This is a genomic window from Halomonas sp., from assembly GCF_052095765.1.
In the GTDB taxonomy this organism is placed as follows: Bacteria; Pseudomonadota; Gammaproteobacteria; order Pseudomonadales; family Halomonadaceae; genus Halomonas.
Genome location: NZ_JBQDJZ010000033.1, coordinates 1 through 25,807 on the forward strand (window position 1 = coordinate 1; position 25,807 = coordinate 25,807).

At 57.6% G+C, this 25,807-nt stretch carries 28 protein-coding genes and 1 tRNA gene; 16 read left to right on the plus strand and 13 right to left on the minus strand.

Annotated features, from left to right (window positions below):
- Window positions 1-229: 229 nt before the first annotated feature.
- The 3 genes from ACTH3D_RS06125 to nadB all read left to right on the plus strand — a co-directional run bounded on the left by ACTH3D_RS06125 (window position 230) and on the right by nadB (window position 3,124).
- Window positions 230-316 (plus strand) — tRNA-Leu (locus ACTH3D_RS06125).
- Between the two features lie 50 nt (window positions 317-366).
- Window positions 367-1,521, plus strand: a complete 1,155-nt coding sequence (locus ACTH3D_RS06130; RefSeq protein ID WP_441666208.1) for an FUSC family protein — start codon at window positions 367-369, stop codon at window positions 1,519-1,521.
- Entirely contained in the window at window positions 1,502-3,124 is a 1,623-nt protein-coding gene (gene nadB / locus ACTH3D_RS06135; protein ID WP_441666181.1) for an L-aspartate oxidase, read from the plus strand. The genes ACTH3D_RS06130 and nadB overlap by 20 nt, the downstream gene beginning before the upstream one ends.
- A 404-nt stretch (window positions 3,125-3,528) precedes the next feature.
- Here the strand turns inward: nadB and ACTH3D_RS06140 are convergent, their stop codons facing one another.
- Window positions 3,529-3,822: an FAD assembly factor SdhE gene (locus ACTH3D_RS06140; protein ID WP_441666182.1), complete on the minus strand. Its 294-nt coding sequence runs from the start codon at window positions 3,820-3,822 to the stop codon at window positions 3,529-3,531.
- Window positions 3,823-4,023: 201 nt separating this feature from the next.
- On the opposite strand from ACTH3D_RS06140, the gene ihfB reads away from it, so the two are divergent.
- From ihfB to lapB, 3 genes are read left to right on the plus strand one after another with little or no spacing between them, the layout of a single operon-like run.
- A complete protein-coding gene (ihfB, locus tag ACTH3D_RS06145) occupies window positions 4,024-4,320 on the plus strand; it encodes an integration host factor subunit beta (RefSeq protein ID WP_441666183.1) in 297 nt (98 codons plus the stop codon).
- Between the two features lie 58 nt (window positions 4,321-4,378).
- Window positions 4,379-4,684: a lipopolysaccharide assembly protein LapA domain-containing protein gene (locus ACTH3D_RS06150; RefSeq protein WP_441666184.1), complete on the plus strand. Its 306-nt coding sequence runs from the start codon at window positions 4,379-4,381 to the stop codon at window positions 4,682-4,684.
- Window positions 4,685-5,923: a lipopolysaccharide assembly protein LapB gene (gene lapB / locus ACTH3D_RS06155; protein WP_441666185.1), complete on the plus strand. Its 1,239-nt coding sequence runs from the start codon at window positions 4,685-4,687 to the stop codon at window positions 5,921-5,923.
- Between the two features lie 16 nt (window positions 5,924-5,939).
- On the opposite strand, the gene pyrF is transcribed toward lapB, so the two are convergent.
- Window positions 5,940-6,641, minus strand: a complete 702-nt coding sequence (gene pyrF, locus ACTH3D_RS06160; RefSeq protein WP_441666186.1) for an orotidine-5'-phosphate decarboxylase — start codon at window positions 6,639-6,641, stop codon at window positions 5,940-5,942.
- Between the two features lie 212 nt (window positions 6,642-6,853).
- Here pyrF and ACTH3D_RS06165 point away from each other — a divergent pair, with 212 nt between their 5' ends.
- Window positions 6,854-7,135, plus strand: a complete 282-nt coding sequence (locus tag ACTH3D_RS06165) for a ComEA family DNA-binding protein (protein WP_441666187.1) — start codon at window positions 6,854-6,856, stop codon at window positions 7,133-7,135.
- 152 nt (window positions 7,136-7,287) lie between these two features.
- Here ACTH3D_RS06165 and ACTH3D_RS06170 read toward each other — a convergent pair whose 3' ends face one another.
- The gene (locus tag ACTH3D_RS06170; RefSeq protein ID WP_441666188.1) at window positions 7,288-8,049 is read right to left on the minus strand and encodes an SDR family oxidoreductase; all 762 of its coding nucleotides are present in this window, start codon (window positions 8,047-8,049) and stop codon (window positions 7,288-7,290) included.
- 272 nt (window positions 8,050-8,321) lie between these two features.
- Here ACTH3D_RS06170 and ACTH3D_RS06175 point away from each other — a divergent pair, with 272 nt between their 5' ends.
- The 4 genes from ACTH3D_RS06175 to ACTH3D_RS06190 all read left to right on the plus strand — a co-directional run bounded on the left by ACTH3D_RS06175 (window position 8,322) and on the right by ACTH3D_RS06190 (window position 11,943).
- The gene (locus ACTH3D_RS06175; protein ID WP_441666189.1) at window positions 8,322-8,828 is read left to right on the plus strand and encodes an FxsA family protein; all 507 of its coding nucleotides are present in this window, start codon (window positions 8,322-8,324) and stop codon (window positions 8,826-8,828) included.
- A 224-nt stretch (window positions 8,829-9,052) separates the two neighbouring features.
- Window positions 9,053-9,346 carry a co-chaperone GroES gene (locus tag ACTH3D_RS06180; RefSeq protein WP_441666190.1) on the plus strand — a complete coding sequence of 98 codons (294 nt, stop codon included), beginning with the start codon at window positions 9,053-9,055 and terminating at the stop codon, window positions 9,344-9,346.
- A 63-nt stretch (window positions 9,347-9,409) separates the two neighbouring features.
- Window positions 9,410-11,053, plus strand: a complete 1,644-nt coding sequence (gene groL / locus ACTH3D_RS06185; RefSeq protein ID WP_441666191.1) for a chaperonin GroEL — start codon at window positions 9,410-9,412, stop codon at window positions 11,051-11,053.
- Between the two features lie 158 nt (window positions 11,054-11,211).
- Window positions 11,212-11,943 (plus strand): RNA methyltransferase, encoded by a 732-nt coding sequence (locus ACTH3D_RS06190; protein WP_441666192.1) that lies wholly within the window; start codon window positions 11,212-11,214, stop codon window positions 11,941-11,943.
- Between the two features lie 22 nt (window positions 11,944-11,965).
- Here ACTH3D_RS06190 and ACTH3D_RS06195 read toward each other — a convergent pair whose 3' ends face one another.
- From ACTH3D_RS06195 to dctP, 5 genes are all read right to left on the minus strand, one after another.
- Window positions 11,966-12,937, minus strand: a complete 972-nt coding sequence (locus tag ACTH3D_RS06195) for a branched-chain amino acid transaminase (protein ID WP_441666193.1) — start codon at window positions 12,935-12,937, stop codon at window positions 11,966-11,968.
- A complete protein-coding gene (locus ACTH3D_RS06200) occupies window positions 12,921-14,060 on the minus strand; it encodes a class II histone deacetylase (RefSeq protein WP_441666194.1) in 1,140 nt (379 codons plus the stop codon). The genes ACTH3D_RS06195 and ACTH3D_RS06200 overlap by 17 nt, the downstream gene beginning before the upstream one ends.
- A gap of 39 nt (window positions 14,061-14,099) precedes the next feature.
- On the minus strand, window positions 14,100-15,380 hold the full coding sequence (locus ACTH3D_RS06205; RefSeq protein ID WP_441666195.1) for a TRAP transporter large permease: 1,281 nt from the start codon (window positions 15,378-15,380) through the stop codon (window positions 14,100-14,102).
- On the minus strand, window positions 15,377-15,922 hold the full coding sequence (locus ACTH3D_RS06210; RefSeq protein ID WP_441666196.1) for a TRAP transporter small permease: 546 nt from the start codon (window positions 15,920-15,922) through the stop codon (window positions 15,377-15,379). Before ACTH3D_RS06210 ends, ACTH3D_RS06205 begins: the two co-directional genes overlap by 4 nt.
- Window positions 15,923-15,995: 73 nt before the next feature.
- The gene (gene dctP, locus ACTH3D_RS06215) at window positions 15,996-17,063 is read right to left on the minus strand and encodes a TRAP transporter substrate-binding protein DctP (protein ID WP_441666197.1); all 1,068 of its coding nucleotides are present in this window, start codon (window positions 17,061-17,063) and stop codon (window positions 15,996-15,998) included.
- Between the two features lie 382 nt (window positions 17,064-17,445).
- Between dctP and ACTH3D_RS06220 the strand changes: the two genes are divergently transcribed.
- Window positions 17,446-17,646, plus strand: coding sequence for a PLDc N-terminal domain-containing protein (locus tag ACTH3D_RS06220; RefSeq protein WP_441666198.1), 201 nt, complete (start codon window positions 17,446-17,448; stop codon window positions 17,644-17,646).
- A 48-nt stretch (window positions 17,647-17,694) separates the two neighbouring features.
- Here the strand turns inward: ACTH3D_RS06220 and dauA are convergent, their stop codons facing one another.
- Window positions 17,695-19,479: a C4-dicarboxylic acid transporter DauA gene (dauA, locus tag ACTH3D_RS06225; protein WP_441666199.1), complete on the minus strand. Its 1,785-nt coding sequence runs from the start codon at window positions 19,477-19,479 to the stop codon at window positions 17,695-17,697.
- A 146-nt stretch (window positions 19,480-19,625) separates the two neighbouring features.
- Between dauA and ACTH3D_RS06230 the strand changes: the two genes are divergently transcribed.
- The 3 genes from ACTH3D_RS06230 (at window position 19,626) to ACTH3D_RS06240 (ending at window position 21,698) form a co-directional block, all read left to right on the plus strand.
- The gene (locus ACTH3D_RS06230) at window positions 19,626-19,829 is read left to right on the plus strand and encodes a CopG family transcriptional regulator (RefSeq protein WP_441666200.1); all 204 of its coding nucleotides are present in this window, start codon (window positions 19,626-19,628) and stop codon (window positions 19,827-19,829) included.
- Between the two features lie 246 nt (window positions 19,830-20,075).
- The gene (locus ACTH3D_RS06235; protein ID WP_441666201.1) at window positions 20,076-21,326 is read left to right on the plus strand and encodes an NAD(P)/FAD-dependent oxidoreductase; all 1,251 of its coding nucleotides are present in this window, start codon (window positions 20,076-20,078) and stop codon (window positions 21,324-21,326) included.
- A 24-nt stretch (window positions 21,327-21,350) separates the two neighbouring features.
- Window positions 21,351-21,698, plus strand: a complete 348-nt coding sequence (locus ACTH3D_RS06240) for a hypothetical protein (RefSeq protein ID WP_441666202.1) — start codon at window positions 21,351-21,353, stop codon at window positions 21,696-21,698.
- Between the two features lie 77 nt (window positions 21,699-21,775).
- On the opposite strand, the gene ACTH3D_RS06245 is transcribed toward ACTH3D_RS06240, so the two are convergent.
- The gene (locus ACTH3D_RS06245; RefSeq protein ID WP_441666203.1) at window positions 21,776-22,129 is read right to left on the minus strand and encodes a DUF488 domain-containing protein; all 354 of its coding nucleotides are present in this window, start codon (window positions 22,127-22,129) and stop codon (window positions 21,776-21,778) included.
- 72 nt (window positions 22,130-22,201) lie between these two features.
- Between ACTH3D_RS06245 and ACTH3D_RS06250 the strand changes: the two genes are divergently transcribed.
- Window positions 22,202-22,684 carry a nucleoside deaminase gene (locus tag ACTH3D_RS06250; protein WP_441666204.1) on the plus strand — a complete coding sequence of 161 codons (483 nt, stop codon included), beginning with the start codon at window positions 22,202-22,204 and terminating at the stop codon, window positions 22,682-22,684.
- Between the two features lie 116 nt (window positions 22,685-22,800).
- On the opposite strand, the gene ACTH3D_RS06255 is transcribed toward ACTH3D_RS06250, so the two are convergent.
- From ACTH3D_RS06255 to ACTH3D_RS06265, 3 genes are all read right to left on the minus strand, one after another.
- On the minus strand, window positions 22,801-23,574 hold the full coding sequence (locus ACTH3D_RS06255; protein WP_441666205.1) for an enoyl-CoA hydratase-related protein: 774 nt from the start codon (window positions 23,572-23,574) through the stop codon (window positions 22,801-22,803).
- A 94-nt stretch (window positions 23,575-23,668) separates the two neighbouring features.
- On the minus strand, window positions 23,669-24,514 hold the full coding sequence (locus tag ACTH3D_RS06260) for a 3-hydroxyacyl-CoA dehydrogenase NAD-binding domain-containing protein (protein WP_441666206.1): 846 nt from the start codon (window positions 24,512-24,514) through the stop codon (window positions 23,669-23,671).
- Window positions 24,515-24,557: 43 nt separating this feature from the next.
- On the minus strand, window positions 24,558-25,807 hold a 1,250-nt coding region (locus ACTH3D_RS06265), incomplete at its 5' end, for an AMP-binding protein (protein ID WP_441666207.1).

A 25,807-nucleotide genomic window follows, 5' to 3' on the forward strand; every position in this document is an offset into this window, starting at 1 on the left:
AGCACAACCTTGCCAAGGTTGGGGTCGCGAGTTCGAATCTCGTTTCCCGCTCCAATTACTTCAAGTCTCTCAACGCCAACCTGAGAGCACAAAGACTCGAATCCTTCGATCTTTTTAGGCGCGGTGGCAGAGTGGTCATGCAGCGGACTGCAACTCCGCGTACGCCGGTTCGATTCCGACTCCAGCCTCCACTCTTTCCTCTAGCAAGTCCCCGCATCAAAAGAGTCCCGCCCGGATGGCGAAATAGGTAGACGCAAGGGATTTAAAATCCCTCGGTGGCAACACCGTGCCGGTTCAAGTCCGGCTCCGGGCACCAGCAGCGTTCCTTTTCCAGTCTTCAGAAACACCGGGAACACACGATTGAAGATGCTATCGCGTCTGCGCGATCCCTACATTAGCCAGCGCTACCCCCAAGCTTTCTATGTGCTGCGGGTCGCCTTAGCGCTATGTCTTACCTATAGCATTACCCGCTGGCTGAGTATTCCAAATAGCAGCTGGGCGCTGGTCAGCACAGTCATGGTGATGGGCAACCTGCCCCACATCGGCGGCGTGCTCGACAAGGGCCGCCAGCGACTTATGGGCACCATAGCCGGCGCCCTGTGCGGGCTGACCATGATCATTCTGCCACTCGATGTGCCTGAGCTGCTGCCACTCAGTGCATTCATCGGCACTCTGTTGGCGCTATGGTTCAGCTATAACAGGCGCTATGGCTACGGCGCTCTGATGTTTGTCATCTCGCTGCTACTGGTGATTGGGGACGGCAACCAGGAGCTATCCGTTGCGCTATGGCGCAGTGCCAATGTGCTGCTTGGCACAAGCGTTGGTATTATGGCCACCGTCTTGGTGATGCCACAGAAATCGACTGACCTGATGCGCTTTGGCACGGCCGACAATCTGGATCAGATGGCCAGGCTCTACCAGGCCCACGCCTCATCAACCGCAGCGCCAGGTGGCGCCACCCAGGAGCTGTTCAAGGACTGCACCGACCGCCTGATCAAGCAGCGTGACCTCATCGAAGGCGTGCACCGCGAACGCCGCCTGACGCGACACGAAACCGACGACATCATTTCCCTTCAACGCCGCATGCTGTCGACCATCGAGCTGCTGCTAGAAACTCACTGGAACAGCCGCACCGGTCATGATCAGATCAGTGCCATGCAGGGTCTGCGCCACCAGCAGCACATCCTAGCTCGTGAAATCGGCACTCTGGCCTTCCAGATTCGCGCCGGGCAATCCATCGACGTGCTTATTTCGCCCTTTACGCTGGACCATCATGCCGAGCTGGCGATGACAGCCCAGGCCGAAAACGGCCGTCAACTGTTCAGCCCGGCCGGGTACCTATGGCTCAACCGGGAACTGGCACGTCTCGCACGCGAGCTGCGCGACCAGCTGGGCGGACTTGAACGCCTGCCCAGCCGGCGCCTGAGACAGCGTGCCAAGCATCATGGCCTGACATCCCCAACGGACCCGACGACCCACCTCCCCGCCACCAGGAGCCCCGATGACCGAAACCCATCATGAGGTACTGATCATTGGCGGTGGCGTTGCCGGCCTGGCACTAGCACTTCAGACTGCGGATCACAGGGCAGTCACTGTACTGCAGCCTACAAACAGTGCCGGAGGTGCCAGCAACTGGGCCCAGGGCGGCATCGCTGCGGTACTGTCGCCCGCCGATCGCCTTGAAGATCACGTGAATGACACCCTGATTGCCGGCGACGGCCTGTGCCATCTGCCGGCCGTACGCTTCACAGTGGAGCACGGCCCCCAAGCAATCGCGTGGCTGCTGTCGCTGGGCGTGCCCTTCACTCTCGATTCGGACCCGGCGGCCAGCTACCCCTATCACCTGACCCGGGAAGGCGGCCACGGCCGGCGCCGCATCATTCATGCGGACGATGCGACCGGGCGCGCCGTGACCAACACCCTGGTGCAGCAGGCTCAGGCGCACTCGGGTATCACCTTACGCCATGACCTGACCGCCATTGAACTACTGAGTGACGCCAGCGGCCAGTGTCGAGGTGCAGTCTGCCTTGATGCTCAGGGTCAAGTTCATCACCTGCTGGCCACCGACACGGTGCTGGCCACCGGCGGTGCTAGCGGACTCTACAAACACACCACCAGCCCTCATCCCGCCGCTGGCGAAGGCATGATAATGGCCGCTGAACTGGGCGCCGAACTGATGAACCTGGAGTTTCAACAGTTTCATCCCACCTGCTTTCATGACCCCGGCGGGGAACCCTTCTTGATCAGCGAAGCAGTAAGAGGCGAAGGCGGGAGGTTGTTCAGCATTGATGGCAACCGCTTCATGCCGGAGATTGATGAGCGTGCCGAGTTGGCACCACGTGACATTGTGGCCCGCGCTATCGATGCCGAAATACAACGCACCGCAGGCGATCACGTGCTGCTGGATATTCGCCACCTGGGCGCTGAAAGCATCGGCCAGCATTTTCCGACGATCCAAGCACACTGCCATAAACGTGGCCTAGATATTACCCGCGCCGCCATTCCTGTCGTTCCCGCTGCCCACTATAGCTGCGGCGGTATTTACACCGACCTGAACGGTGCAACCAGAGTCACGGGGCTTTCAGCCGTCGGGGAAGTCGCCTGCACTGGCCTTCACGGTGCCAACCGCATGGCCAGCAACTCGCTGCTGGAGTGTCTGGTGTTTGCCACGAGCTGCGCCACGCGGCTGGTAAAGCACGCCACGCAGGCCTCATCGGCTGCCATCAATACACGCCCTGCTACTGCCACCAGGCTGTCAGGCCACCGGATTGCCCAGCTGCATCAACAGCTGGGGGATATCATGAGCCGCCAGGTTGCGATAGTACGCCGCGACGCCAGGCTAGACGAAGCGGGTCGTGAGCTTCACGGCCTGATGGCGGAAGTAGAGCAGAATGCGTACTCCGTGAAGCATGGCTCGGCAGGCTCAGTCCAGCTTGCCAGACTGACACAGGCCCTGCGCCTGGCCAGACTCAGCATCGCCTGCGCGTCAGCCAGGCGTGAGTCGCGCGGCCTACACTACAACCCGGACTGCCCCGACCGGCTGCCCAGCCCAGCACAGCCTTCAAGAATCCTGCTCAAGGAGATGGAAAACGAGCCACCGATGCCGGTGCTGGCAGACTATTAACAATCTGACCGTGTCTGGCACGCGGAAGGGCGTCAACTATCGTAAGGAAGGCTTAAGGAAGGTGAACCAGCTCACGCCTCAGCAAACGGCGCGAAACCGCGTCGCTGCTGTCAGGCCAGACCCACAGGCGGCGACCATCCAGCTTCAGTCCAATAAGCCACGGGCCAAGGTAGTCACACTCAATGGCCACTGCACGCCAGTTATCGCCAGGCCTCTCTCGCCAGCTCCACTGAGTCGACCGCTGGCGAGGCTGCCACTTCAGTTGACCCAAGGATGTCCGATACTGTCGACAAACCAGCCAGGCCAGGGCCATTACTACAGGCAGAGCCGCCCACGCGCCGGCAACATCATGCACCAATAGCGCCACAGCAAACCCTGCCAGCAAATGAATACCCAGTGCCAGCCTAGAGGCGGCTAAAGTTATCTCTGTCGATCGTCTCTGCATGCTCCACTATCATCTTTACGATGCGCCGCCATTCGGGATTCGCCGGCCATTCACGACGCATCAGCCAAACAAACAGGTCCTGGTCTTCTTCATCAATCAGTTCGCAAAACAATGCCTGGTCTTTTTCATCAAGCTGGTCGTAGCGCTGCTCAAGGAAAGGGACCAGCAACAGATCCAACTCCCACATGCCGCGACGGCAGTGCCAATAGAGTCGTTTACGCTGGGCTGTTTGCGGTGAAGTCACGTTGCTCAAGGCCGGCCTCGTCATCGCTATGGGGTGTCATCTGAGTATACCTGAGTCCTCTGCACCACGGCAGCTACAGCATCAGCCTACTGCATTGGTTGTACTGCGTTGTTTTCTCGGGAATTGGGCAGTATGCTTTCAGGCAAGAGCAGCTCAACGAAGAATGGCAGGCTAGCGTTGGAGGTTACGCCTGACGCATGGAGGGAACCAATGACCAAGTCTGAGTTGATAGAACAGATTGCCATGCAGCAGCCCGAGCTGTCAGTCAAGGAAGTCGAGGCAGCCGTACGCATGATTCTGGATGACATTACCCACACGCTGGCCTCAGGCGGGCGTGTAGAAATACGTGGCTTTGGCAGCTTCTCACTGCATTACCGGGCGCCTCGAACAGGCCGCAACCCAAAAACTGGTGAATCTGTCGCACTGGAAGGCAAGTTCGTGCCACACTTCAAGCCCGGTAAGGAATTACGCGAACAGGTCGATGCCAGTCGCGCCCTGGGCTATTGAGTCGCAAAGCAAAACACTTTTTTCAAACCATTTTTTCAATTCATATGGGAACACGCGCATGCGCTGGCTAAAAGGCCTCATTCTGGCCATCATCCTGCTGATCGTTCTGTTGGTTGGTATTCTGTTTGCCGTCAACAACCAGCAAACGCTACCCCTCAACCTGATCTGGATTGAGCTGCCGGCAGCGTCGCTGTCTTTCTGGCTACTGGCTTCCTTGGCCGTCGGCGTGATCTTGGGCATGCTTGCCATGTCTGGCGTTTACCTCCGCCTGCGCGCCCTTCTTACCCGCGCCCAGCGTCACAACCAGCAGCAGCGCAAGGAACTCGACAAGCTCCGCATCCAGGAGATGAAGGAACTCCCTTAAATGAGCGATGCTCTGCTACTGGCCCTGTTAGTGGCAGCGGTCGCGATTGGCTGGGTGCTGGGCCGCCGCGAGTCCCCTTCTCGCCCCCGCCATGCACCGGCATTGGCGCGCGACTATTTTGTAGGTCTGAACTTTTTGCTCAACGATGAGCAGGATCGGGCCATCGAGACCTTTATCGGCGCCCTCGAAGTCAACAGCGATACCATTGAAACGCATATCGCCCTAGGCAACCTATTCCGCGCCCGGGGCGAGGCGGACCGGGCCGTCAGGATTCATCAGAACCTGCTGGCCCGCCCAACGCTGAGTGTTGACCAAGACGAAAGAATCCAGCTGGAGCTGTCCCGCGACTTCCTCAATCTTGGCCTTCACGACCGGGCTGAACGCCTTCTACGGCCTCTGATCAACGACGCCAGCATAGCTCAACATCGCCACTCGGCGCGCCTGTTGCTGGCCGACCTCCTTGAGCGCGAAGCCGACTGGCAAGCAGCGCTGGATATAGCCCAGCCCCACCTTATTCAGCACAGCGACGACATCCGCCGCGCGGCGGCTCACTGGCTGTGCGAGCTGGCTGTGCTGGCCCGGCGCAATGCCAGCCCAGCCCTGGCCAGGCGCCACCTTAAACAGTCGTTGGCCATGCACCCCGCCTGCGTACGCGCCAATCTGCTGCTGGCAGACATTTCCCATCACAACAGGCACTATCGCGAAGCTGTGCGCCTGCTTATGCGGATTCCCGAGCAGGACAAGACATTCATTCCAACCATGCTCGAGCCGCTTCGCCAGGCTTATAGAATGCTCGACGATGATGACGGCCTGATTGACCGTCTTGAGCAGCTGCTTGAGTATGCCCCTTATACCAGCATCATCATCCTGCTGGCCGAAACACTCCACCATCGTGACGGCAATACCGAAGCCGCACTCGCCGTGGTGACCAGCCAGTTAAACCGCGAACCCAGTCTGGGCGCGGTAGACTATCTGATGAGACTTTATCAGCAACCTTCAACAGAGGAACTACTGGGCGGGCAAGTGCAGACCAAAGGCGAGAATCTACCGGCTCACACTGCTGCTAGAAAAGATGAGCGCATCGAGCTACTGCAACGACACACCCAGGTGCTGCTCAGCGCCCTTCCGCGCCACCGCTGCCAACGCTGCGGTTTCAGCGGAGATCACCTACACTGGCAATGCCCCAGCTGCAGAACTTGGGGCACCACTAAGCCCATCACGGGTATTGATGGCGAATAGCCACTCAAGCTGACTGTTAGTCCGCGCTGAGCGCCAGCTCACGCTCGATACCCGCCAGCGCCGCCATCGGGTCATCCGCCGCAGTTATCGGGCGCCCTACCACCAGATGCGTACTGCCGGCCTCCATGGCCTGGGCCGGTGTCATAACACGGCGCTGATCGCCCTTGTGTGCCGACAACGGACGAATCCCTGGCGTTACCTTGAGAAACGACTCGCCACACAGCGTCGAGAGGCGCCCTGCCTCGTGGGCAGAGCACACTACACCATCCATCCCGCTCTCATGGGCCAGCAGAGCCAGACGCTCCACCTGAGCCGCTACCGTCATCTGCACACCCAGATCGTGAAGCTCCTCATCCTCCATGCTGGTAAGTACAGTCACCGCAACCAGCCGGGTGGGCAAGCGCTGGGCATCCAAGCGTTCCCGTGCCGCCTCCATCATGCGGCGACCGCCACTGGCGTGCACATTGACCATCCATACCCCCTGCTCTGCCGCAGCCTGAACCGCGCCAGCTACCGTGTTGGGAATATCGTGGAATTTAAGGTCCAGAAACAGCTCGAATCCACGCCCGTGCAGCGCATCAATCACCGCCGGGCCGCTTCGGGTAAACAGCTCCTTGCCTACCTTCAGGCGGCAGTGCTGCGGGTCAAGACGGTCTGCCATGCACAGGGCAGCATCCATGGAAGTGTAATCAAGGGCGATGATCAGGGGTGATGACATAGGTGATGACGTAGACACGGGACGCTCCAGGCAAGTGACAGCAACACTCCCAGTATATCAGCCAGTAACCTTTCGTTAACCCACGCAGCAAAAGCGTTGACACTAAAAAACACACATCAACGCTTTTGCGTCTACCTTTAAAAGTGCAAGACCGCAGGAAGCATCAACAACCCAAGATGTAATCAGGATTAAACCAAGGACAGGAGTCAGGGATGATAAAACAACATTTCGCACGCTATAGCCGCCTTGCCCTTTTACTGGTGATACTGGGGCTGGCGACACCCTCACTGGCAGCCGACCCGGAAAAAACCAACATCAACACTGCCAATACTGAACAGCTAGCCGAGCTGCCAGGCATTGGAGAAGCCAAAGCGGCCGCAATCATCAAAGACCGCGAGAGCAATGGCTCCTTTGAATCGACCGAAGATCTTACTCGGGTCAAGGGAATTGGCGAGACGATCGCCTCAAAGATTGAGGAACACATCACCTTCTGATGACAGCCAAGTGATACTTCACCATCAGTTCTCGCTATCGGCTTGACCCACAGATGCACCTGTCTCTTTTATCCACTGGCCATATGCAAACGACGGACAGGTGCATGTTTATGCGTTCTCCTGCAGGCAATCACATGCGGCAACAACCTCAATCAGATCCTCAGCCCACCATCACACTCGATGACCCGACCGGTGAAGTAGTCGTTGGTAAAAATGTAGGCCACGCTCTGGGCGATGTTTTCGGGCTGCCCCAATCTATGCAGCGGAATACCCGCAGTAATCCTTTTTAGCATGTCTTCACGAATGGAAGCTGTCATCTCCGTCTCGACGAACCCGGGCGCAACGGCCCCCACACGAATGCCATAGCGTGCAAGCTCACCTGCCCAGGTAACGGTCAGCGCAGCCACGCCGGCCTTGGCCGCTGAATAATTGCTTTGCCCCTGGTTTCCGGCACGGGAAATACTCGAGATATTGACAATAACCCCGTGTCGGCCAGCAGAGATCATGCGTGTCGCCGCCTCCCGGCCACACAGAAAAACACCGGTGAGGTTGATGTCGATAACCTGCTGCCAGCTTGACAGTGACATGCGATCGACTATCTCGCCGTCCTTGGCCTTCACCAACAGGCCATCGCGTACAATGCCGGCATTGTTGACCAGGCCGTCCAGCGGACCCATAGCAGACTCAATCGCGTCAAATGTCCGGATTACCGAGCCCTCATCCGATACGTCTATTGCAAAACACTGAGCTGTAATCCCCTTTTCTTTCAGCAGACCCACTGCACTGTCCAGGGCGTCGGTATCGCGGTCCAGCAATGCGATCTGCGCACCCTGGCTCCCCATATGTATAGCCATTGCCAGGCCAAGGCCACGGCCACCACCAGTAATCGCAATAATGCTATCGTTCAGTTCCACAACTGACCTCCAGGTAAATATTCAAGGCATCGGTTCACTGGACCGCTGTGCCACCGCATGGTGTTAACTACCTGACATCTTACGCCCCATGCTGCACCGCACAAAGCCAAAGATGCATTAAAATACTTCCTGCACTCACCACTGTCGACCATCCTGTCTGCTCATATCCTTAAAAAAGCATTTTTTATCAAATAGCTACCAATCCTTAGCCCCTGCTTGATTTTGTCGAACAGCACCCCCATCAACTAGATAACGAACACAGTGGAGCCACCATGCCATTACTAGTTGCCATCAGTATTTTTACCCTGCTGGACTTCATCCTGCTGTTTTCAATCGGCAGTGAAATCGGACTGATGCTGACACTGGCCCTGGTGCTGGGCACCGGTTTTCTGGGCCTACACATGATCAGACGCGAAGGAGTCATCACCTTCGCCCGAGCTCGTCAACGACTCGAGCGGGGCGAAATACCTACTGGAGAAATGATCAATGGTGCTGCTCTGATCTTTGGAGGGGCCCTGTTGATGGCTCCCGGCTTTCTTTCAGACGCCTTGGGGTTCATGTGTCTGATTCCCAATGGCCGCCGCCTGCTTGGCAAAGCACTCTCCGCCATTGGCATGAGCCTGAATGCTGTCACTCCCAATGATGCAGGCGGCCATCAGCAGACGAGTGGCTGGCACCCCAATGACAGCAGCAGCTGGCACGCCGCCAGCGAGCCGGGAACCCAAAGTGTGCCTTTGGAGGGTGAGTTCATTGCCCGTGGTGAGCGGCGTGGCAGATAACAAGGTGTAAAATGCCGTAAAAAAATTCACTCAAGGCCTTGAAAGCTATTCGATAAGCCCCATGTCAGCAATCAGCAATCAGTTTCGACCCCGGTAACGGGGTCAATCCAACGGAAGGCGCTGGTCGTCTTCACCCGTAGAGCAGGATTCATCTACGGGCCAATGTGACATAACGCCGTGGTCAACCAACCCGGCTGACATAATCAATCAGGAGAACGTGAGCAATGAACATCCGTCCCTTGCACGATCGCGTCATCATCCGTCGCGTCGAAGAAGAACAGACTACTGCAGGTGGTATCGTGCTCCCGGGCAGCGCCCAGGAAAAGCCGACGCGTGGCGAAGTCCTCGCCGTTGGCAACGGCCGGATTCTTGAAAGCGGCGAAGTGCGTCCGCTTGACGTCAAGGTCGGCAATACCGTGATCTTCAAAGATGGCTACGGCGTCGAAAAAGAAAAAATCGACGGCGAAGAAGTGCTGATCATGAGTGAGTCCGACATCCTGGCCGTCGTTGAAGGCTGAGCGGGTTCCTTTCTCAATATTGCCCAAATCTGACGTTCACGAACTCATAGGAAGTAAAAGAAAATGACAGCGAAACAAGTCAAGTTCTCAAACGACGCTCGCAACCGCATGGCTAGTGGTGTTGACACTCTTGCCAACGCCGTAAAGGCCACCCTGGGCCCGAAAGGCCGTAACGTGGTACTGGAAAAGTCCTTTGGTGCACCGACCGTGACCAAAGACGGCGTTTCTGTGGCCAAGGAAATCGAGCTGAAAGACCCCTTTGAAAACATGGGCGCCCAGATGGTCAAGGAAGTCGCTTCCAAGACCTCTGATGTGGCCGGCGACGGCACCACCACGGCGACCGTACTGGCTCAAGCCATTGTCAATGAAGGCCTCAAGGCAGTTACCGCCGGTATGAACCCGATGGACCTCAAGCGCGGTATTGATCAGGCCGTGATTGCAGCGGTCAAGGAAATCCAGGCACTGGCGGTCCCGTGCACCGATTCTGTGTCCATCGCTCAGGTCGGCACCATCTCCGCCAACGGCGACAGCCGCATCGGTGAGATCATTGCCGAAGCTATGGAGAAAGTCGGCAAGGAAGGCGTCATTACTGTCGATGAGGGCCGTGGCTTTGAAGACGAGCTGGACGTTGTCGAAGGCATGCAGTTCGACCGTGGCTACCTATCGCCCTACTTCGTGACCAACCAGGACGCCATGACAGTTGAGGTTGAAGAGCCTTACCTGCTGCTGGTCGACAAGAAAGTCTCCAACATCCGCGAGTTGCTGCCGATTCTTGAAGGCGTGGCAAAAGCCGGCAAGCCGCTGGTGATCATCGCTGAAGACATCGAAGGCGAAGCCCTAGCCACCCTGGTGGTCAACACCATGCGCGGCATTGTCAAGGTGTCTGCAGCCAAGGCACCGGGCTTCGGCGACCGTCGCAAGGCCATGCTGCAAGACATCGCTATCCTCACTGGCGGCACCGTGATTTCCGAGGAAGTGGGGCTGAACCTTGAACAGGCCACCCTGGACCACCTGGGCACCGCCAAGCGCGTGACCATGTCCAAGGAAAACACCACCATCATCGATGGTGCCGGTAACGATGGCGACATCGAAGCCCGTGTCAACCAGATCCGCGCTCAGATCGAGGACACGTCCTCTGATTACGACCGCGAGAAGCTGCAGGAGCGTGTTGCCAAGCTGGCCGGCGGTGTTGCCGTCATCCGCGTTGGTGCCGCGACTGAAGTGGAAATGAAAGAGAAAAAGGCTCGCGTTGAAGACGCACTGCACTCGACGCGCGCTGCTGTCGAAGAAGGCGTTGTGCCTGGCGGTGGTACCGCTCTGGTTCGCGTGCTGACCAAAATTGCCGACCTCCAGGGCAGCAACCAGGATCAGACCCATGGCATCACCATTGCCATGCGCGCCATGGAAGCACCGCTACGCCAAATCGTGACCAACGCCGGTCAGGAAGCCTCTGTGATTCTCAACAAGGTCAAAGGCGGCGAAGGCAACTACGGCTACAACGCTCAGACTGAAGAATATGGCGACCTGTTCGACATGGGTGTTCTCGACCCCGCCAAGGTAACCCGCAGCGCACTGCAGTCTGCAGGCTCTATTGCCGGACTGATGATTACCACCGAGTGCATGATCGCCGACGATCCGAACGAGAAGGATGCCGGTGGCGACATGGGCGGTATGGGCGGTATGGGCGGCATGGGCGGCATGATGTAAGTTGCCCTGCTTGACTCGGAACCAACCCGAGTCTGAGCTAAAGTTTGGACGATAAAACAACCCCGTCGGGAAACCGACGGGGTTTTCCGTTTATGCGCCCCAAGGCATTAGAATAGCGGCTTCACTTATCTCTTGAATGCAAGGACAGCAGCCACCTCATGCTTTCCAATATCCGCATCGTGCTGGTACAGACCTATCATCCGGGCAATATCGGCTCCGCTGCCCGGGCGATGAAAACCATGGGCCTAGACAAACTGGTGCTGGTTAACCCCCGTACCTTCACCGACCCCGAAACCATGCAGCTGGCAGCGGGAGCCCAGGACATTATCGCCAATGCCCGCATTGTTGACACGCTCAGCGATGCGGTTGCGGACTGCGTGCAAGTGATTGGTGCCAGCGCCAGGCTCAGAAGCTTGCCACTGCCACACTACGACGAGCCCAGTGCCATGGCAGCAGACGCCATCAGTCAGGCCCACAGTGGGCCTGTCGCTCTGGTCTTTGGCCGAGAGCGCTCGGGTCTGAGCAAAGAGGAGATCCGCCATTGCAGTCATCAGGTCAGTATTCCGGCCAACCCCGACTACGGCATTCTCAATCTCTCCCAGGCCGTCCAGGTACTGGCCTATGAGCTATACCAAGCCTGGCGCCGTGGGCAACAGCATCATGCCAAACACAACTCCGACACCCCGATGCCAAACCGCGAGCAACTCGACAGCTTTCACCAGCATCTAAGCGAGGTCATGCGCCTGAGCGGCTTTATCATCCAGCCACACATGCAGACACAGGCCCACCTCCAAGCACTGTTCGCCCGGGCTCAGCCCACATGCAAGGAGCTGAACATCCTGCGCGGTGTATTAGCCGCTATACAGCGCCAGCTGCCCACAGACAGCTGATTAAAACCTTGGTCAGGTATTTTTAAGCTGGCGTCAGCCAGTCTTTAAAAGCGCTCAACCCATCATCATCAAGCTCGCCGTGTGTCACCCTCTGGTAAAGACGCTGAAGGCGGGCGGTCAGCGAGTTCTCAGTAATCGGCTGCCCCACTGCCGGAGCACCAACACGAGCTCCGATATGGCGACCGTCCAGCTCACGCAACGGCAGAATCTCCGCAGCCGTGCCGGTGAGAAACGCCTCATCGGCCAGATACAGTTCATCGCGGGTGATACGCCGTTCGACCACCTCGACACCCAACACGTCCCTGGCCAGACAAATCACACTGTCGCGGGTAATACCCTGTAAGCAGGAAGTGATTTCCGGGGTATGCAGGACCCCATCGCGCAGCAGAAACACGTTGGCTGCCGAGGCTTCGGCCACATAGCCTTCCGGGTCGAGCATCAGGGTTTCGTCGAATCCCGCCTTCACCGCGGTATTAAGCGCCAGCATCGAGTTGACGTAGTGGCCGTTGGTCTTAGCTCGGCACAGGCTGATATTGACGTGGTGGCGCGCCCAGGAAGACGTCAACGCGCGCAGACCGATTGCCGCCGCTTCAGGGGAAATATAGTCGCCGAGATCCCAGGCGGGAATCATCACGTGGGTCGTCAGTCTCTGGGCACGCAGCCCCAACCCTTCGGCGCCGAGATAGACGGTGGGCTTGAGATAGGCATTGGTTAAATTGTTGCGCTCCAGACATTCACGCTGTGCCTGGATCAACTCGTCTGCCGTAAAAGATAACGGTATATCCAGGGCATGAGCGCTATCCAGTAAGCGCCGCGTATGTTCGGCAACCCGAAACAGGTGAGCACCGTTGGGGCCGTCATAAGCTCGCACGCCTTCAAAGCAGCCCATGCCATAGTGCAGCGTATGCGTCAGCAGATGGCTCTTGGCTTCACGCCAAACCAGCCATTCGCCATCCTGCCATAACCAACCGTCGCGATCATGCAAAGGCGTCATAATGCTCTCCCGTTGAAGCCTGGCCACTGTCGGCAAACCAGCGCTTCTGCCAGTCGTCAATCAGTTCCGCCTGATGTGGCTGCAAAGCCTGGTAGCCCCAGGCAGCAATTTCTTCATTCTGTGGATCAGGCACTGCAATATCGCTATCGGCCAGCGCCTGAATCACCGCGTGGCCACAAAACGGCACATAACCCTCTGAATAGCCGCCTTCGTGCACCATGACCAGCCGGCCCTGGCAAACACGCTCAGCGAGCGTCTTGAGTTGGTGCGTCATGGCGCCGAAAGCGGCGCTGTTTAGCAGCATCTTACCCAACGGGTCTTTCGCGCAGGCGTCATACCCGCTGGCAACAATAATCAACTCTGGGGAAAACGCCTCCAGCGCCGGCAGCACCAAGCGACGCATGGCGTAGTCATAAGCGCCCAGCCCGCAACCCGGCGGCAGTGGCAGGTTGAGATTGGCCCCCTGCCCGCCCCCTTCGCCCTGCTCCTCAAAAAAACCGCTATCCAGCGGATAGTTCTGCGCCTGATGCAGCGAGACTGTAAACACCTCGGGGTCATCATAAAACGCAGCCTGCTGCCCGTTGCCGTGGTGTACGTCCCAGTCAAGAATCGCCACACGCTGCACCTGCCCCAGCGCCCTGGCTCGCATCACCGCAATGGGAATATTGCCAAGCAAGCAAAAGCCACGCCCGCGATCCGTTTCGGCATGATGCCCGGGTGGACGGCAAAGCGCGTAGGCATTGCTCAACTGGCCCGTGGCCACAGCCTCAACTGCGGCAATGGCTAGCCCCGCTGACTGGCGCGCTGCTGCCATACTGCCTGGCATGAAAGGTGCGCAGTCGCCACCGTCACCGCCGCCTGCACGATCAGCGGTCTCGAGATGATCGAGATAGTTCGACGTATGAAAACGCTCAAGGTCTTCACGGCTTGCCGGGGCAGGCTTGTGCACCTCAAGCGCATCGATCAAGCCCGATACCTCCAGCAGGTTCTTGAGTCGCCGCTTACTCTCGGCGCTTTCTGAGGCAGGCTGAGGCTGGCGGAACTCCCCTGCCGACGAAAACACGCCAATCGCCCCGGGGTCGTGCCAGAAGCAGCGCTCATGCCAGTAAAAACCGCTGCTCATATCAAGAGTTCTCCAGTTGTTTCTCATTGTTGATGGCAGTCACCCCTTGAGCAGTGATGGAATCCAGGTGGACAGCGACGGGAAGATCACCAGCAGCAGGATGACGGCGATGAAGGCAAAATAGAACGGCAGCGAAGCGATGATCGCTCTCTCGAATGGCACATTGGCGATTCGCGCTGCCGTCATTAACGTCATCCCCACCGGTGGAGTGACATTGGAAATATTGAGCACCACGATCATCAGTATGGCGAAGTGCAGCGGATCCACGCCCAACTGAACCATTGCAGGCACCAGTACCGGCGCCACAACCACCAGAGCGGGCAACACATCCATCACGGTGCCAATAATGATAAGTAGCAAACACACCAGCAGCAGCTGAAGAAACATTGAATCGCTGAATGTCGTGATCAGACTAGCGGCGTCTCTGGCAATACCCGAGCGCGTCACGAACCAGCCGAGCACCGCCGAGGTCGCGAGCAGGAAAAATACCACCCCCGAGAAGCGCACGGTCACGATCAGCGCGTCCCAGATCTTTTTCAAGGTGAGGTTACGATAGAACACCATGCCAATCACGATGGCATAAACCGCAGCAAAACCCGACGCTTCAGTGATAGTAGTCAGCCCGGACAAGATGCCACCAAGAATGATCAGCGGTACAATCATCGCTGGCAGCGCCACCAGGAATGCGATCCCAGCCACCTTGAGCGGCGTGGGTGCCTGCTTGGGATAGCCGCGCTTCCAGGCCAGGAAAAAACTCACGGCCAACAGCGCGACAGCCATCAGCAGGCCCGGGATGATACCGCCAGCAAACAGGTCGATGACTGAGATATCACGCAGCAGCGTGGCATACACCACCATCACCACACTGGGCGGGATGATCGGCCCGATGATAGACGAGCAGGCGGTGATTGCCGCCGCATACTCCGCGTCATAACCCTGTTTTTTCATTTCGGGAATCATGATCTTACCGATGGCCACCGTATCGGTGATGGCTGCACCGGTCAGCCCAGCAAAGAATACCGACACCGAAATATTGACGTGAGACAGCGCCCCGCGTACCCGGCCAAACAAGGCATTGTTGAAGGCGATCAGCTTTTGCGTCAGGCCACCCTGGTTCATCAACTCAGCAGTAAAGATGAAGTACGGCACAGCGATCAGCATGAAGCCTGATACCCCGGAGAACATGCGGTCGGCAATAATGCTGAGCATGCGCTCGCCACCCATGGCAAACCCTCCGGCCAGACCGGAAAGCGCCATCACCACAGCGACCGGTGTACCGACCAGCAACAGCACCACAAAAACGATGATGGCAGGTGTCATGAGCTTTTCTCCATATCGTTGGACTCGATCAGTTCCTCAATCATCGTATCGTCATCGATGAAATGCTCGAGCAGAGCAAAGCCCTGCACCAGATGCAGCAGGATGATGGCACCACTGATCGGCACGACGATGGCGGTAAACTTGGCGGAAATCTGGATCTGGTCAGAGACCATATACACCTGGCGGGCGCTCTCGAAGTATCCCCAGCCATACCACAGCAGCAGCGCACCAAAGAGAGCAATCACTGCCAGACAAAAACCAGCGGCTATCGTCACCATGGCCTTGGGCAGGCTGCGAACCAGCAGCGTCATGGCCACGTGCTCGCCATAGCGCAGCGAGATCGTCATGGAAAGAAAGCCGATCCAGGGAAGAAACAGCCGCGCCAGAGAGTACGTCCAGCTCAGGCTGCTCCCGGTCGCCAGCTTATAGATGAAGGCGGTAAATGAAATGCCCAGCATGACCAGCACACAGAGCACACAAGCGATGATTGCCACTTGATTGACGATATCGCTCAGGCGGCGCAAAGGAACAAGAAGCTGCATCGGCAGACCTCACAGTCAGCGCCAGCCGATCAGCATCCTGACCGGCTGGCGGATAATGGAGCGATGTCAGACCTCAACGCCCATAGTTTTTCATATCCGACTCATTGACGTCTTCACCGACCCGGGCGACTTCGTTGAGGAAGGCATCGACTTTTTCGGCTTCGATGCCGAAGTCTTCGACAATCCACTCTTTCCAGGCCGGGCGAGCAATTTCGGCCATACGATTACGCTCTTCCGCCGGCATGAGATAGCACTCTTTAAAAATCTCGCACGACTGCTGCCAGCTTGCCGTTGCCAGCGCCCCGGACACGCCGTGGCCGATTTCGATCGCCTCACGTGCAGACGTGACAACGGCCTCTTGCTGCTCGGGTGTTAGCCCCTGGTACCAGTCCTCACTGATCAGCCAGGCCGCACTGTTATACACGTGCCCGGTCAACGTGGTGTAGTCGGTGACCTCCTGGAAATTAAAGGTGGTATTGAGCACCGGTGCGTTGAACTGGCCATCAGCCAGGCCGGTCTCCAGCGCAGTGATCACCTCGCCCCAGGGCAGCGGCGTGGCCGAAGCACCAAGCGCTTTCATGATCGCAACGTGTCCGGGGTTTTCTTCGGTGCGGATATTCAGCCCCTCAAGATCTTCCACCGTCTTGATTGGCCGAACGTTATTGGTAAAGGCCACAAAGCCACCACCATCGTCAAAGGTGCCCAGATAACGCATGTTGGTTTCTTCAACAGTGCCGGCCATCATCTCGGCAAACCAGTCGCCGTCGAGAAAAGCCCACGCCTGGCGCCAGTCAGTAAAGATGAAAGGTGCCGTCATCAGCTGGTAATCGCTATAGAACGACGACATGGCACCCGTGGTAATAATGGTGGACTGCAAGGTCCGCCCACTCTGGACCTCCTTAGCAGTATCGACCTCCGAACCCAGCTGGCTGTTACCGAAAATTGAAACCGTCACCTCGCCATCGGTGCGCGACTCGACCAGCTCTTTGAAATGAACCAGTGCCGGATAGATCGAGTTGTTGCTCATATTTTCGGGCAGGATGGTGGCAATCGCCATTTCATTGGCCTGCGCTTGAGCGGCAGCCAAGGCCAGCGGCAAGGCAGCCAGAGTGGCAATACGTGTCACTGTCTTGATGGTCATATAGAAGATTCCCCGCGAGATGATATTGTCATTATTCAAAATAACGATCCATTACGATCGCTTATAAACAGTCTCATCATCGGCATAGATGAATCAAGGTTAACCCATCAACGCATTAGACCAATGGCGTACACGAAGAAATCCAAATAGCAGGCAAATATGGCTGCCATGCCGATCCAGAACATCTAGGTCGTCCTCCAACAAGCATCGAAGGCTGATTGCTTAGCCGAAAGCAGGGTATTTTCGACGCTATTCAGCACCTAAGCGTCGCTCTGCCGTGAACTCAGCGCTAATTTCGACAAGCTGGTGTGGTTGCGACAGGACGCATGGCTATGTTAATAACTAATTCATTATCAACGCCTATCATCGCAGGGAGAGGCTCATGAACAGTTTATTCAGTAGCGCAGGCAATGCTTTTGGAGGCCTGTTAAGTATCATATGGTTGATTATCGTTATCTGGGCCATTGTCAAGGTGGCAAAGAGCGGTGCAAGTTCCTTGGCAAAAGTTCTCTGGATCGCTGCGCTCATTGTTTTCCCTTTGATTGGCTTGATCGTCTGGTTATTGTTCGGCCCTAAAGGATAGCGATACGTCAGGGTGGCATCGAAATGTCCGATCACCACCCTTTATCATTCAGGTCTTTTCAACCTGGCCGTCACTTGCTAACCGCTTCTGCTGCCAGCGTTCGGCTACGGCTTTGGCGTGGAGCAGGTTACTGCAGTAGGTCAGCTTTTCAGCAGTCTTACGTATACCGGCGCGGCGCAACTTGACGATCATGCGTGATGGCAAGCCGACGAGAATCAGCGATACCTCTTCGTGCTGCATTTCTTCGATCAGCGCTTGTAAGGCCACAATTGCGGTGCCATCGATGCTGGGCACATCGCTCATGTCGATGACGATGGTGCGCACCCGGGAATCAATCGTGCGCAGTGAGGTCAGCGCTTTCTCGGCCACGCCGAAAAACAGCGGACCATTGATGTCATAAACCGCCACATCATCAGAGAACCTACCGCCTCCTCTATCGGCCTTCTCCTTATTGTCGATGCGATCCGTGTGGGTCAACAACGCCATGCGGCGAATGAAAAGCGCCGCCGCAAGACCTATACCAACGGCGACAGCCAGCACCATGTCAAAGATCACCGTCAGACCAAAGCAGGTCACCAGAATGGCCACGTCATTCAACGGCGCTGTGCGCAACGTAAACACAAAACGGCGCGCCTCGCTCATGTTCCAGGCAATGATAAAGAGCAATGCGGCAAGCGACGCCATGGGCACCAGACCAAGCAGACCGGCCAGGGCGACAACGGTCAGCAGCACCACACCGGAATGCACCACCGCTGCGATGGGCGAACGGGCGCCGCTGCGTATGCTGGTTGCGGTACGCGCAATAGCGGCAGTAGCGGTAATTCCGCCGAACAGTGGCGCGACGATATTACCCAACCCCTGCCCTATCAACTCGGCATTGGGGTCGTGCTTGGTTTTGGTCAACCCGTCAGCGATCACCGCACACAGCAGCGATTCAATGGCACCCAGCATGGCAATGGCAAAGGCCGGGCCGATCAACTCACGAATCAGCGCAAAACTCAGCACCAGTGGCTCACCATCCGGCCCGGGCAGCGTCCAGGGCGCCATGAAAGACGGCGCAATCGGTGGAATGCCTCTGCCAGTCTCACCACCGGCTTCCCAGGTAAAGCGCGAAGAAATCGTTTCAACAGCCACCTCGCCACCGCCACCCAGCCAGCGGTTGACGCCGTAGGCAGCAATGGCGCCTACGACCAAGCCGATCATCGGCGCAGGAATGGGAAGCTTCAAACGCGGCCATAGCAGCATCACCGCCAGAGTAAAGGCGCCAATGGTGACCTCGAGAGGTGCGATGGTAGATAGCGCAAGGAAAATCTGGCCGACATTATCAATGAAGTGCTCGCCCATCTGGCCTACCTGCAACCCGAGAAAGTCGGGCACCTGCAGCGTGGCGATCACCACGGCAATACCGGCGGTAAAGCCAAGCACGACCGGATACGGCACAAACTCGATCAGCCTTCCCATGCGCGATAGCCCAAGCACCACCAGGATGACCCCGGCCATCATCGAGGCGATCAACAGGCCGCCAAGGCCGTACTGCTGAACAATCGGGAAAAGAATGACCACGAAGGCGGCAGTAGGGCCAGAGACGTTAAAGCGTGCTCCGCCGGTCAGCGCAATAATGGCACCCGCCACAATCGCCGTGTAAAGCCCATACTGGGGCGGCACACCGGTGGCGATGGCCAACGCCATGGACAGCGGAACGGCCACAGTGCCGATGGTCAGTCCAGCCATGACGTCCATGCGCAGGTCGGATAAGCCATAGCCCTCCCGCCATACATCACGCATGCCGGTAGCTATGCTGGGAACACTGAATGAAAAACGCTTATCTGACATGAGTACTCCTCCCAGCAAACCCCATACCCAGCAGGCTTGCCACCTAGGTCCTGGCAGTACCCATGCTGCGGGTCACACATGAGCATGCACAACAAATGGTAATTATATTAACATGTGATTAACATCAGGCACTAACGGTGATGACCATGACAAACCTCGAAAGAAAAACTGCGCGTCTGACCCTGTTGATTGACCCGCACAAGAAGCATGCCTTCGAGCAGCTGTGTGCTTCCCAAGACCAGACTCCTTCCCAAGTTGTTCGCCAGCTGATCCGTGACTATTTGCACAGCCACGGTGTGGAATACCAAACTCAACCTTCCCGACCCAGTGCCGGGAAAAATGACCAGTAGTGAAAAACTAGGGCAGATCGGACGAAAACCTTTCACGACATGACTGTGGCATTTCGCCGCAGACCAACAGACGACCTTCCCAGCCGGCTCCTGAGCTACAATCAATGGAATAAGCTTATACCCAAATTCTCATGAGAAGCGCTCGCTATGCCTAAAACAAAGACACAACACCCTGCTCTAGTTTCCGCCACATTGGGGCGACGCCAGCTCCTCAAGTTGGGGCTGGGAGCTGGAGCAGTCAGCCTCATGCCAATCTCCAGCGTGATGGCAGATACTCTCAAGACGAATGCCCGGGTCGTCATCCTTGGTGGCGGTGCCGCGGGCATGTCGATGGCCAATCGCCTCGCCAGTCGTCTCAATGGGGCCAGCATTACCGTTGTTGAACCCCGTGAGCAACACAACTACCAGCCCGGCTGGACACTGGTTGCCTCTGGCGTCTGGGAGGCACCCCAAACGCTTCGACCGAATACGGACTTTCGCCCCGCCGGTATTAAGTGGCTGACAAGCCCAGCCACAGCCATCGATGCCGATCAACGCAGTGTCTCTCTCGCTGATGGCAACTCACTGGACTATGACATCCTGGTGGTGGCCACTGGCCTGCAGCTCAACTACGACATGATCGACGGTATGTCACCGGACCTGATCGGCAGCAATGGTATTGGCAGTGTCTATGCCAGCCTTGATGCAGCAGCCCGCACCAATGAAAGCATTGAGCAATGGATTGCACAGGGTGGCGGCCAGGGAGTTTTCACGTCGCCACAAACCGCCATCAAATGTGCTGGCGCACCAATCAAAATGACGTTCACGACCCTGTCTCGGATCAAGGACACTGCTAACCGGGATAACTTTCAGCTCGATTACTTTACTCCCAGCGGTGGCATGTTCAGCCAGCCCTGGGTTAGTGACTTCCTGAAGCAACGCTTCGATGACGAGGGTATTAGGCGCAACCATCACTGGCACCTCAGTGCCATTGAACCGGGTGCAAAGCAGGCACAATTCACCGCCCAGGATGGCGGCACCGAAGTGCGTGACTATGATTTCATCCACGTCGTTCCGCCAATGAGCGCTCCTGATTTCGTCAAGGCCAGCGATCTTATTGCCGCACAGGGACCTTTTCAGGGTGAATGGCTTGATACCGACATTCACACCATGCAGCACCTGCGTTACCCCGAAGTATTTGGCATCGGTGATGTGATCGGCGCGCCGATCAATAAGACAGCCGCCAGCGTCAAGGCCCAGGCCCCTGTAGTAGAGGCCAACATTGTGGCTTTCCTGCAGGATAAGCCGCTGCCCGCCCGCCACAACGGCTATACCTCATGTCCGCTGATTACGGATATCGGCAAGGCAATGCTGGTGGAGTTCGGTTACGACAACGACATGGCGTTTCTGCCGTCTTTTTCCTTCATCGACCCGAAGGAAGAGTCCTGGGCAGCCTGGGTACTCAAGGACTATCTGCTCCAACCAGCTTATTACGCCATGCTCGAAGGCCGCGTCTGAGCGCTGAATAACGAGGAAACTGCTATGAACTTCTCTATATCCGGCATCCTGGCCGTGCTGTCACAGGCCATTCCGCCCTTCCTGCCACTGATTATCGGCCTTATCGCCGTGTTAGTGATAGTGCAGCTGGTGGCCAGAATGAAGCGTTATGGTGCTTCAGGTCACCGCTGTCTGCCGGCCGCCTTGGTGGCCGTGCTGATTGGCGCCTCAGCTTTCTGGTGGCTGCCCATGCTGACCAACTCACGGCTGGCTTTTGTCAACACCGCCACCGACTGGGCTGCACTGTGCCTGGCGGCAGTGGCGATTGCCATCTATGCCTGGCTGGTACTCAAACCATTGAGCTATCTGGTCCGCGGCACAAGGCCAGCCTGAGTAGAATGACATCCAGTACTCTTCAAGGGCGCTCGACGCATAAGACGCATATGTCAGTGCGTCTGTTAGCGCCCGCTTCAAGACGCCAGCATGTTCAGATACTGCTTGAGTACCACGGCGTTATTGTGCACCTCGTCTTTGGACGCAAACAGCAAGGTGACCCGCCCCTGGCTACCGCGTTTGGCCAGCTCACGTAACGACTCGCGATGCGCGGTGAGCTCACTCAAGTAACGTCGCCTGAACTCATCCCAGTCAATGTTTTCATGATGAAAGCTCTGACGTAGCTCATCGCTTGGCGCCGCTTCTTTAAGCCACTCGTCTAGATTCGCCTGCTGCTTCGACACGCCCCGCGGCCAAAGCCGGTCGACCAGCACCCGGTAGCCGTCAGCGTCTCTGGCTGTGTCGTAGATGCGCTTCAGTTCAACTGTCACCCTATCTTCTCCATATTGCGTTCATCTCCAGTATAGTGGCTGATACCCGTTTTCCATTCACAGGAGCACACCATGATTCGTTCCGATGAAGAGGTCTTTCTCCAACGCAGCCTCGCGCTTGCCGAAGAAGCCTTGGCCGCCGGTGATGAGCCGTTTGGCTCGGTACTGGTTTCCGCCGATGGTAAAATACTGTTTGAAGACCGTAACCGCATTGCCGGCGGCGACGCCACCCGGCACCCTGAGTTCGAGATTGCCCGCTGGGCTGCACAGAACCTAACACCCGAGCAGCGCGCTTCTTCTGTGGTGTATACCTCGGGAGAGCACTGTGCCATGTGTTCTGCCGCGCACGGTTGGGTTGGACTAGGACGCATTGTTTATGCCAGCTCGTCGGCACAACTCACCGAGTGGCTCACCGCCATGAACGTTGAATTGCCAAAGGTGGCTGCCCTACCCATCCAGCAGGTGGTTCCTGGCCTTGAGGTGGATGGGCCGATTCCCGGTTTTGATGAGCGAGTGCATGCCCTTCATCGCCGTCGCCACGGCATGTCAGACTAGCCTGAAGCAGCAAGCCGTTTTGATGGCATCAGAACGGCTTACCTTACGAAACAACAGCGCCGAGACAACTGTTTCGGCGCTGCGGGTCTTGGTCTTAGGTTGAGGTCAATCGCTATCTAGAAATTGGCTTTACGCTTCTCGACAAAGGCACTCATGCCCTCAGCCTGCTCGTCGCCGGCAAAGCACAGTGCAAAGAGGCTGGTTTCCAGCGCCAAGGCGCTGTCCAGGTCCTGATCCAAACCGTCATGCACCGCCTGCTTGGCACCGCGAACCGCCTGAGGGCCGTTACCGCCCAGCTGCTTGGTCAGCTCTTCAACATAAGCACCAAGCTCGGCTTGGGGCATTACGCGGTTCACCAGGCCAATACGCAGCGCTTCCTGAGCATCGATCTTGCGCCCAGTGGTGACCAAGTCGATGGCCATGGCCGGGCCAACGCGGCGCGGTAGACGCTGGGTGCCGCCGAAGCCAGGAATTACGCCCAGCAGCACTTCTGGCTGGCCGAACACGGCGTTGTCGCTGGCCACTGCCCAGTCACAGGCCAACGCCAGTTCACAGCCTCCACCCAGGCAGAAGCCGTTGACCAGTGCCACTACCGGCACGGGCAGCGTTTCGAGACGCTTGATGGTGCGCAGCGCCTGGCCGGCAAACTCGCGAGCCTGCTCGGGGGACTTGTCCTTCATTTCGGCGATGTCGGCGCCGGCCACGAACGATTTCTCGCCGGCACCGGTAATCAGCACGGCACGCAGGTCTTTGCGCGCTTCAAGAGAGACCAACACCTGCTCCAGCTCTGTGATCACCGCGCTATTCAGTGCATTAAGTGCCTTGGGGCGACTGATGGTCAGCGTCACGACGCCGCCATTATCCTGTAACTCAATCAGCTGCTCGCTCATTTCAAACCCTCTGTTGTTGTGAGGTGGTGACGATGGAAACGGTTAACGCCTGCTTCCCACCCTAACGAACGCTTGGTTGGTCGGCAATAACTGGCTAGTCGTAACGATGAAAACCACGACCGCTCTTGCGACCCAAATAGCCAGCATTCACCATGCGACGCAGCAACGGACAGGGTCGATACTTTGGATCGCCGTAGCCCTCGAACAGTACCTCCATGATCGCCAAGCACACGTCCAGACCAATCAGGTCGCCAAGCGCTAAGGGGCCCATGGGGTGGGCCGCACCCAGCTTCATGGCCGTGTCAATGTCTTCAGCGGTTGCCGCTCCATCCTGCAACAGAAAGGCCGCTTCATTGATCATCGGCACCAGTAGGCGATTGACGGCGAAGCCAGGCATGTCGGCTACGGCAACTGCGGTCTTGCCCAGCGACTCAGTCAGGCTCTCGATGCGCCCCACGGTGGCATCACTGGTTTGCTCAGCGCGGATGATTTCTACCAGCTTGAGCACCGGTACCGGGTTGAAGAAGTGCATGCCGACCACCCGCTCGGGATTGTTACAGACCGCCGCCAGGCGGGTCAGCGACAACGAGGAGGTGTTGGAGGCCAGAATGGCCTTTGGAGCAAGCGCGCTCAGGTCACGAAACAGTTGTTCCTTGAGTTCCGGACTTTCCGGTGCGGCCTCGATAATCACCTCACAGCCAGAGAGCCCACCCAGCGACGTCAGGGTAGACAGCCGTTGGACTGCCGCCTGACGCTTCTCATCGCTCAGCCGCTGCTTGGCGACCAGCTTTTCCAGGCCTTTGTCGATGGCGCCGCGGGCACGTTCAAGCGCAGCCTCGGCCACATCGAACAGCTGCACCTCGAAGCCATTGGTGACCAATACCTGGGCAATGCCCTGCCCCATGGTTCCTGCTCCGACCACACCGATCTGCTTGCTCATAGACGCTCCTTAAGAAGTAATGACACACACCAATCTATCAGCCTCAGCGGCTACGGGCTTCTTCACGCAGCACAAACTTCTGGATTTTGCCAGTGGAAGTCTTGGGTAGGTCGGTGAAAATCACCATGCGCGGCGCCTTGAAGTGCGCCAGATGCTCGCGGCAGTAATCGATGATCTCCTGCTCGCTGACATCGCCTGCATCCGCCTTGAGCTTGACGAAGGCGCAGGGTGTCTCGCCCCACTTTTCGTCAGGCCGCGCCACCACGGCAGCCTCTTCCACTGCCGGATGCGAGTAGATGGTGTCTTCCACCTCAATGGTGGAAATATTCTCGCCACCGGAAATAATGATGTCCTTGGAGCGATCCTTGATCTCGATATAGCCGTCAGGATGCCACACGGCCAGATCGCCGGTGTGGTACCAGCCGCCATCCAGCGCCTGCTGTGTCGCGGCTTCATCCTTGAGGTAGCCTTTCATGACGTTGTTGCCGCGCATCATGATCTCGCCGATGGTGGCACCGTCTTTGGGCACCGGCTCAAGAGTGGCTGGGTCGGCCACACACAATGCTTCCAGCACATGACCTCTCACGCCCTGGCGCGACTTGATTTTCGCCCGCTCTTCCAGCGGCAGCTCATCCCAGGCGCTGCGCCAGGCACACACCGTCACCGGGCCATAGACTTCGGTCAAGCCGTAGACGTGTGTCACATCAATACCCATGCGCTCGACGCCAGCGATCACCGACGCCGGCGGCGCTGCACCCGCGGTAGTGACTTTCACCAGATGATCGAACTCGCGCTTTTTCTCACTAGGCAGGTTAAGCAGGCCGTTGAGGATGATCGGTGCGCCGCTGAAGTGGGTCACCTGCTCGTCTGCAATCAGTTCCATGATCCGGCCGGCCTCGACCCGGCGCAGACAGACGCTGACACCGGCGGTTGCGGCAATGGTCCAGGGGAAACACCAGCCATTGCAGTGGAACATCGGCAAGGTCCACAAATATACCGGATGATGCGGCATCGCCCATTCGAGAATGTTACTGACTGCATTCAGATAGGCGCCGCGATGGTGATAGACCACGCCCTTGGGTTTGCCGGTAGTGCCCGAAGTGTAGTTCAGCGAAATGGCCTGCCATTCATCGTCGGGCAGCGTATAGGCGTAGTCCGGATCGCCCTCGGCCAGCAGCGTCTCGTATTCCAGCTCCCCGATGTGGCGCGGGCCTTCCGGATACTCTTCGTCATCCACGTCGATGATCAGTGGCTTGACCGACAACAGCGCCACGGCGTCTTCGACCACTTCGC

Excerpts from the sequence above, each read along its gene's own strand:
- ACTH3D_RS06130 (WP_441666208.1), top strand. The coding sequence starts at position 367 with ATGCTATCGCGTCTGCGCGATCCCTACATTAGCCAGCGCTACCCCCAA.
- nadB (WP_441666181.1), top strand. The coding sequence starts at position 1,502 with ATGACCGAAACCCATCATGAGGTACTGATCATTGGCGGTGGCGTTGCC.
- ihfB (WP_441666183.1), top strand. The coding sequence starts at position 4,024 with ATGACCAAGTCTGAGTTGATAGAACAGATTGCCATGCAGCAGCCCGAG.
- ACTH3D_RS06150 (WP_441666184.1), top strand. The coding sequence starts at position 4,379 with ATGCGCTGGCTAAAAGGCCTCATTCTGGCCATCATCCTGCTGATCGTT.
- lapB (WP_441666185.1), top strand. The coding sequence starts at position 4,685 with ATGAGCGATGCTCTGCTACTGGCCCTGTTAGTGGCAGCGGTCGCGATT.
- pyrF (WP_441666186.1), bottom strand. The coding sequence starts at position 6,641 with ATGTCATCACCCCTGATCATCGCCCTTGATTACACTTCCATGGATGCT.
- ACTH3D_RS06165 (WP_441666187.1), top strand. The coding sequence starts at position 6,854 with ATGATAAAACAACATTTCGCACGCTATAGCCGCCTTGCCCTTTTACTG.
- ACTH3D_RS06175 (WP_441666189.1), top strand. The coding sequence starts at position 8,322 with ATGCCATTACTAGTTGCCATCAGTATTTTTACCCTGCTGGACTTCATC.
- ACTH3D_RS06180 (WP_441666190.1), top strand. The coding sequence starts at position 9,053 with ATGAACATCCGTCCCTTGCACGATCGCGTCATCATCCGTCGCGTCGAA.
- groL (WP_441666191.1), top strand. The coding sequence starts at position 9,410 with ATGACAGCGAAACAAGTCAAGTTCTCAAACGACGCTCGCAACCGCATG.
- ACTH3D_RS06190 (WP_441666192.1), top strand. The coding sequence starts at position 11,212 with ATGCTTTCCAATATCCGCATCGTGCTGGTACAGACCTATCATCCGGGC.
- ACTH3D_RS06195 (WP_441666193.1), bottom strand. The coding sequence starts at position 12,937 with ATGACGCCTTTGCATGATCGCGACGGTTGGTTATGGCAGGATGGCGAA.
- ACTH3D_RS06200 (WP_441666194.1), bottom strand. The coding sequence starts at position 14,060 with ATGAGCAGCGGTTTTTACTGGCATGAGCGCTGCTTCTGGCACGACCCC.
- ACTH3D_RS06205 (WP_441666195.1), bottom strand. The coding sequence starts at position 15,380 with ATGACACCTGCCATCATCGTTTTTGTGGTGCTGTTGCTGGTCGGTACA.
- ACTH3D_RS06210 (WP_441666196.1), bottom strand. The coding sequence starts at position 15,922 with ATGCAGCTTCTTGTTCCTTTGCGCCGCCTGAGCGATATCGTCAATCAA.
- dctP (WP_441666197.1), bottom strand. The coding sequence starts at position 17,063 with ATGACCATCAAGACAGTGACACGTATTGCCACTCTGGCTGCCTTGCCG.
- ACTH3D_RS06220 (WP_441666198.1), top strand. The coding sequence starts at position 17,446 with ATGAACAGTTTATTCAGTAGCGCAGGCAATGCTTTTGGAGGCCTGTTA.
- dauA (WP_441666199.1), bottom strand. The coding sequence starts at position 19,479 with ATGTCAGATAAGCGTTTTTCATTCAGTGTTCCCAGCATAGCTACCGGC.
- ACTH3D_RS06230 (WP_441666200.1), top strand. The coding sequence starts at position 19,626 with ATGACAAACCTCGAAAGAAAAACTGCGCGTCTGACCCTGTTGATTGAC.
- ACTH3D_RS06235 (WP_441666201.1), top strand. The coding sequence starts at position 20,076 with ATGCCAATCTCCAGCGTGATGGCAGATACTCTCAAGACGAATGCCCGG.
- ACTH3D_RS06240 (WP_441666202.1), top strand. The coding sequence starts at position 21,351 with ATGAACTTCTCTATATCCGGCATCCTGGCCGTGCTGTCACAGGCCATT.
- ACTH3D_RS06250 (WP_441666204.1), top strand. The coding sequence starts at position 22,202 with ATGATTCGTTCCGATGAAGAGGTCTTTCTCCAACGCAGCCTCGCGCTT.
- ACTH3D_RS06255 (WP_441666205.1), bottom strand. The coding sequence starts at position 23,574 with ATGAGCGAGCAGCTGATTGAGTTACAGGATAATGGCGGCGTCGTGACG.
- ACTH3D_RS06260 (WP_441666206.1), bottom strand. The coding sequence starts at position 24,514 with ATGAGCAAGCAGATCGGTGTGGTCGGAGCAGGAACCATGGGGCAGGGC.